This is a genomic window from Gillisia marina, from assembly GCF_000258765.1.
GTDB classification, from domain to species: domain Bacteria; phylum Bacteroidota; class Bacteroidia; order Flavobacteriales; family Flavobacteriaceae; genus Gillisia; species Gillisia marina.
Genome location: NZ_AJLT01000045.1, coordinates 1 through 5,709 on the forward strand (window position 1 = coordinate 1; position 5,709 = coordinate 5,709).

5 protein-coding genes are annotated in these 5,709 nt (G+C 32.5%); 2 read left to right on the forward strand and 3 right to left on the reverse strand.

Going from position 1 to position 5,709, the window contains the following annotated elements:
- Nucleotides 1-80: 80 nt before the first annotated feature.
- From ON07_RS11195 to ON07_RS11205, 3 genes are all read right to left on the reverse strand, one after another.
- Nucleotides 81-380 (reverse strand): JAB domain-containing protein, encoded by a 300-nt coding sequence (locus ON07_RS11195; protein ID WP_010231380.1) that lies wholly within the window; start codon nt 378-380, stop codon nt 81-83.
- Between the two features lie 75 nt (nt 381-455).
- The gene (locus tag ON07_RS11200) at nt 456-812 is read right to left on the reverse strand and encodes a single-stranded DNA-binding protein (protein WP_010231382.1); all 357 of its coding nucleotides are present in this window, start codon (nt 810-812) and stop codon (nt 456-458) included.
- 542 nt (nt 813-1,354) lie between these two features.
- The gene (locus tag ON07_RS11205; RefSeq protein ID WP_010231384.1) at nt 1,355-2,119 is read right to left on the reverse strand and encodes an SOS response-associated peptidase; all 765 of its coding nucleotides are present in this window, start codon (nt 2,117-2,119) and stop codon (nt 1,355-1,357) included.
- A 271-nt stretch (nt 2,120-2,390) separates the two neighbouring features.
- Between ON07_RS11205 and ku the strand changes: the two genes are divergently transcribed.
- Both ku and ligD read left to right on the forward strand, forming a co-directional pair.
- Nucleotides 2,391-3,167 (forward strand): non-homologous end joining protein Ku, encoded by a 777-nt coding sequence (gene ku, locus ON07_RS11210; RefSeq protein ID WP_010231386.1) that lies wholly within the window; start codon nt 2,391-2,393, stop codon nt 3,165-3,167.
- A gap of 6 nt (nt 3,168-3,173) precedes the next feature.
- Nucleotides 3,174-5,612 carry a DNA ligase D gene (gene ligD, locus ON07_RS11215; RefSeq protein WP_010231388.1) on the forward strand — a complete coding sequence of 813 codons (2,439 nt, stop codon included), beginning with the start codon at nt 3,174-3,176 and terminating at the stop codon, nt 5,610-5,612.
- Nucleotides 5,613-5,709: the final 97 nt, after the last annotated feature.

The following is a 5,709-nucleotide window of genomic DNA, read 5'->3' on the forward strand; positions in this document are numbered from 1 at the left end:
TTTTTTGTAGGAAGTTTTTCGACAGTGTTCATTTTGTTCTTTCATAGGTATAGTACTAAAAGGTTTAATTTTTAGTCAACCTATTTCAGGAAAGTACAGATTACTGCAGTGCTTAAACTCTTTAGTATTACTGCAAATAATATTCGCAGATCGACTAAGGTCCCGGTGATTCCACCAGAAGATACTTCAAAAATACCTTTAACTTTATTGGCATTATTTAATAGAATGATTTTAAAACATTCTTGCAAACCTATTTTATCTTTGTTCCAAGCTTCAAAAAAAATCTCTGCAGCACTTCTTGAGGAACTAATAATAGGAGCCTCTTTCAATTTAAAATTACCTTGATACTTTATCGAAATTTCGTTAACTTTAGTTTTCATATCTAACTTTTTAAGGGGTTGGAATTGAAAAGAGGGCATATCTCTCTACAGAATGCCCTCTTTAATTTTTAAATACTATTGGGAAGTATCGTTTCCATTTTTGCTACCAAGTAATAGAATTTCACTTGCTACAACTTCTGTTACATACTTTTTTCCATCTGTATCGGTTTCATAGCTACGAGAGGTTAGTTTACCTTCTATGGCTATTTCTTTTCCTTTGCCAACATAGTTTTCAACGATCTCTGCGATTTTACCCCATGCGACTATATTATGCCATTGGGTGTCCTGCACTTTTTCACCTTTTGAATCTTTATAAAATTCATTGGTTGCAATTGAAAAACTGGCTACTTTTTTACCACTTTCAAGGTTCTTGATTTCTGGGGCATTCCCCACATTTCCGATTAACTGTACTTTGTTTCTTAGTGTACTCATGATTAAAAAATTTAAATTAATTATTTATGAATCCTGCTTTATCCCGCAGGTAGGTTTAAAAATTTACTTATTGTATCCGAAGCGTTTTCCTTTTTTGATTTTTTAACTCTTTTTCTATTTCACTTTTATGGATTTGATTTGATTTCATGGTTTCTGATTTAAAATTTACTTCCCGTAGTGCCGTCGCTGTTACCTTTTTTGATGTGATACAGTTTCAGGAATTAGAATTAGGGAGGACTTATAAAAAGAGAAGCGTAGCGACCGGTTTATGCAGTCTGTACTAACTTCTAATTCATGGTATTTTGCATTTTAAAAAAGGAAGTACAGTGTCGGATTGAGGGTGATGTTTAAATAAACTTAGAAAGAATTAAAAGAAGGTGAATAGGAAAAAGAATAACTAAAGGAATTCTGATATGACAGAAATGGAGTATAGAGTATAATAGCTTAATTAAGCTAAATTTGTGTATTGAAAATTCAAGTAGGGATAAGGGTGAAATCATGATGATTCCCATTAGATGCGATATGAATTAATTAGTAGGATTTTAGAAAATCAATTCTTCATAAACAAACTTGTCTGAAATATTTTCCACATTACCCAGGTATTGTTTTCCTCTCAATCTATTAACTGTATGAGCTGTGAGATTTTCTTCGGGGAATTCTTTAATTAACTCTTCAATTTTTAGTTTATCTAATTCATCGTTTATAGGATTCAACCAATAATCTTCTAATTCGCTAGGTAAAATCACTGGCATTCTAGGTTCTTTTGACTTTGGATTATTATGAATTTTGGCCATCATGGAGTTACCGCTTGTAGTAACTATAGTAAATGTATTCATTGTTCCTCTTGTATCAGGATTCTGCCATTCGCTCCAAAGGCCTGCCAAGGCAAAAGGCTCATGATCTTTTCTGTAAATTAAAAATGGATAAGTCTTCCCATTGTAATGATGGTGCTCATAAAATCCATCTACATAAATAAGACAACGCTTACTCTTCGCAGATTCAGAAAAGGATACTTTTGTAAATATAGATTCCCCTCTTGCATTTAAGGTGTTATTCCATTGTTTTTTAAGTTGTTTTTCATCCTCTACCCATTGTGGTACAAGTCCCCAAGTTGCAACCTCTGGCAAATTAGGATATCTGTCAGTATAAATTAGAAGTTCAGGATGGCTATATCCAGACGCGTGATAAATTGGTAAGTCAGTAAATGGAATTAAATTATCAATAATCTCCTCAACTGTACGAGTATTATTTTTCTGCCTTGCTCTTTTCAATTGACCCTCTAAGGTAGCCTTGATATCCACACACATATATTAAAAATTTGATGTAGAGTTGTATAAATCTAAATTACAAATGAATTTAGTCAACTCCATATTCTACACTAAGTTAATAAACTAAGGCAAGAGTCTTGAACTATTTATCAATGAGTATTTTATTTAGATACAGGACATGTTAATATCTCTTAAATCTTCAGTATATAAAATCAGGGAATACAAATTGTTGTTAATTTCAATAGAAGTTTATTGTGAATACTTAATTTTAATAGTGAAACAATCCATTTATTAATTTATAAAATACTATATGAGATCAATTTGGAACGGCTCTATAAGCTTCGGCCTTGTATCAATACCTATAAAATTATTTTCTGGATCAGAAGACAGGAAACTGGATTTAGACATGCTGGATAGACATGATAATGCAAGAATAAGGTATAAAAGAGTTAATGAGGAAACTGGTAAAGAGGTAGAGTGGAAAGACATTGTAAAAGGATTTAAAAAAGATGAGGCTTACATTGTTTTGGAAAAAGATGACTTTGAACAAGCTAACTTAAAGAAAAGTAAGACAATTGATATTGAGGAGTTTATAAATGAATCTGATGTCGCTGATGTTCTCTTTAAGAAACCTTATTTTTTAGAGCCACAAAAAGAAGGTGGAAAGTCGTACAACTTATTACGAGATGCCTTAAAGAAGACTAAAAAAGTAGGAGTTGCAACATTTGTAATGAGACAAAAGGAACATTTAAGCCTAATTGGTATATATAAAAATGCCCTTGTTCTTCACGTTATTAGGTTTGATGATGAAATTCGAGATCCATCTGAACTTAAATTACCTACTACTAAAGTTTCAAAGAAAGAAGTCGAAATGGCCATTAGCTTAATTGATCAATACACGGATAAATTTGATCTTAAAAAATATAAGGATGTGTATAATGATCAGTTAATGAAAATTATAGAATCTAAATCAACTGGCAAAATAAAAAAATCTGAAAAATTTGAAAGCAAACCGACACCAGCGAAAGATTTAATGGCACAGTTAAAAGCTAGTTTAGAAAAGAAAAAGAAAAGTAAAGTTTCCTAAAATATCATGGCACTTGATGAATACAATAGAAAGCGAAATTTTAATAAAACTCCTGAGCCTGAAGCAGAAATAAGTAATGAAAATGGGGGGCGATTTGTTATCCAACGCCACCAAGCATCTAGGTTACATTATGATCTTCGGCTTGAACTTGAAGGGGTTCTAAAGAGTTGGGCTATACCAAAAGGTCCCTCAATGAATCCGGCAGACAAGCGGTTGGCTGTACAAACAGAAGACCATCCAGTGAAATACCTTTCTTTTCATGGCACAATTCCAAAGGGTAATTACGGAGCAGGTGTTATGACTATCTGGGATGAAGGTACTTATAAAATTTCTGCAGGTTATCAAGGTACAGACCTTGTTCAGCAAATTGAAAGAGGAGACTTAAAGATTGAATTTTATGGCCAGAAAATCAAAGGTTCTTTTGCTTTAGTCCATACAAAACGCCGAGATGCAGACAATCACTGGCTATTGATAAAAAAGAAAGATCAGTATTCAACTGATCTTGATTATGATTCTGAAGTATTTATAGATAATGAAATTTCTAGAAGCCACAAATCCCCTAAAGTCAAAAAGCTAAATCTTGAAGAGTTTGTAAAGCCTATGTTGGCATCTCCCAGAAAAGATATTTTTAATGATAAAAACTGGCTATATGAATTAAAATGGGATGGTTATCGGTTAATTACCAATGTCAAGAATGGTAAGGTGCAATTGTATTCACGAAATGGTATTTCCTATAATTCCAAATTCCCTCGGTTGGTCAAGGATTTAGAAAATTTAGAACATGATGTAATACTGGATGGAGAGGTTGTAGTTCTAAATCCCCAAGGAATACCTCAATTTCAAGCTTTACAAAATTATAACGAGAACACTAAAGGTACTTTAAGATATTATGTTTTTGACATGCTTTATCTCAACGGACATAGTATGATTGAGCTTACATTACTTGATCGAAAAAGTCTTATTCCTGAGGTTATTGAGCATTTGACATATACGGTGTATAATGATCATCTAAAAGGAATGGGGTCTACTTTATATAAAAAAGCTATAGATGCAGGAATGGAAGGCGTAATTGCTAAAAAGATTGATTCCACATATTCTCCAGGTTATCGAAGTGAGAATTGGCTTAAAATAAAAGCAGTTGAAACTGAAGAAGCTATTATATGTGGATATACAGATTCAAAAAATGGAGATTCAAATTTTGGTAGCCTTATTTTAGGAATGTACAATAATGACCAATTACACTATATAGGTAATTGCGGCTCTGGTTTTTCAAACAAAGAACAGCGTCAGTTACTAGAGCAGTTAAAAATTCTTGAAACTGATGAAAATCCTTTTAAGGTTAAATCAAATTTAAAAGGACGTAAACCTCATTGGGTTAGTCCGCAATTAATATGTGAAGTAAAATTTTTGGAATGGACAAAAAGTGGGCTTATGCGCCATCCGGTATATAAGGGGATTCGCAATGATAAAAACTACCATGAGATTTCTCATCCTAAAATAAATAATGAGAAAGCAAAAGCAAATAATTCTAAATCGAGAGTTACGACCCTAGAGATCGATAATTTTAATGTTCCAATTACAAATTTGGGTAAGGTGTTATGGCCTAACGATGGATATAGAAAATATGATTTAATTGATTATTACATCAATATTGCCGAATATATTCTGCCATATCTCAAAGATCGACCTCAAAATTTACACCGTCACCCAAATGGTATTAAAAGTGTTGGATTTTATCAGAAAGACAATGAAAACTTACCATCTTGGGTTATGTCAGAAAGAATTTTTTCAAAATCTTCCAATAAGGATATAAATTATTTATTGTGTCAGAATGAGGCAAGCCTTATATATATGGCAAATTTGGGATGTATAGAAATTAATCCTTGGCATTCCAAGATAAATGATCTAGATAATCCAGATTATGCAATCATTGATTTAGATCCATCAAAAACAAATACATTTGAAGAGGTGATAACTGTTGCTCAAGCAGCAAAAGAAGTTTTGGATGTGGCTAAAATCAAAGGATTTTGCAAAACCTCAGGTTCTAGCGGATTGCATATTTATATTCCCTTAAATGCTCAATACACCTATGAAGAAGCCAGAAATTTTACCAAACTTCTTTGCTATTTCATAGAACAGAAAGTTCCCGAACTAACTAGTATGGTAAGGGCTGTCAAAGATAGAAAAGGAAAGGTCTATTTGGACTATTTACAAAACAGGCAAGGCCAAACTATTGCAGCTCCTTATTGTGTAAGACCAAGAAAGGGGGCGCCAGTATCAGCTCCCTTAGAGTGGAGTGAGGTCACGACTGGATTAAAAATTTTAGATTTTAATATTAACAACTTTCAGCAAAGAATTCAAGAGAAAGGAGATCTGTTTGTAAATGTGTTATCTCTTGAAACAGATATGGTAGATGCTATTTCAAGATTAGAGGGGCTGAATTAAGTTTTTTCAAAATAGAGAAATGAAATTTTCTAGAATGACTTGAATTAATAACAAATTGGGTTATGTCAAATGAATTTAATTCTAGCTTTATTAAAAA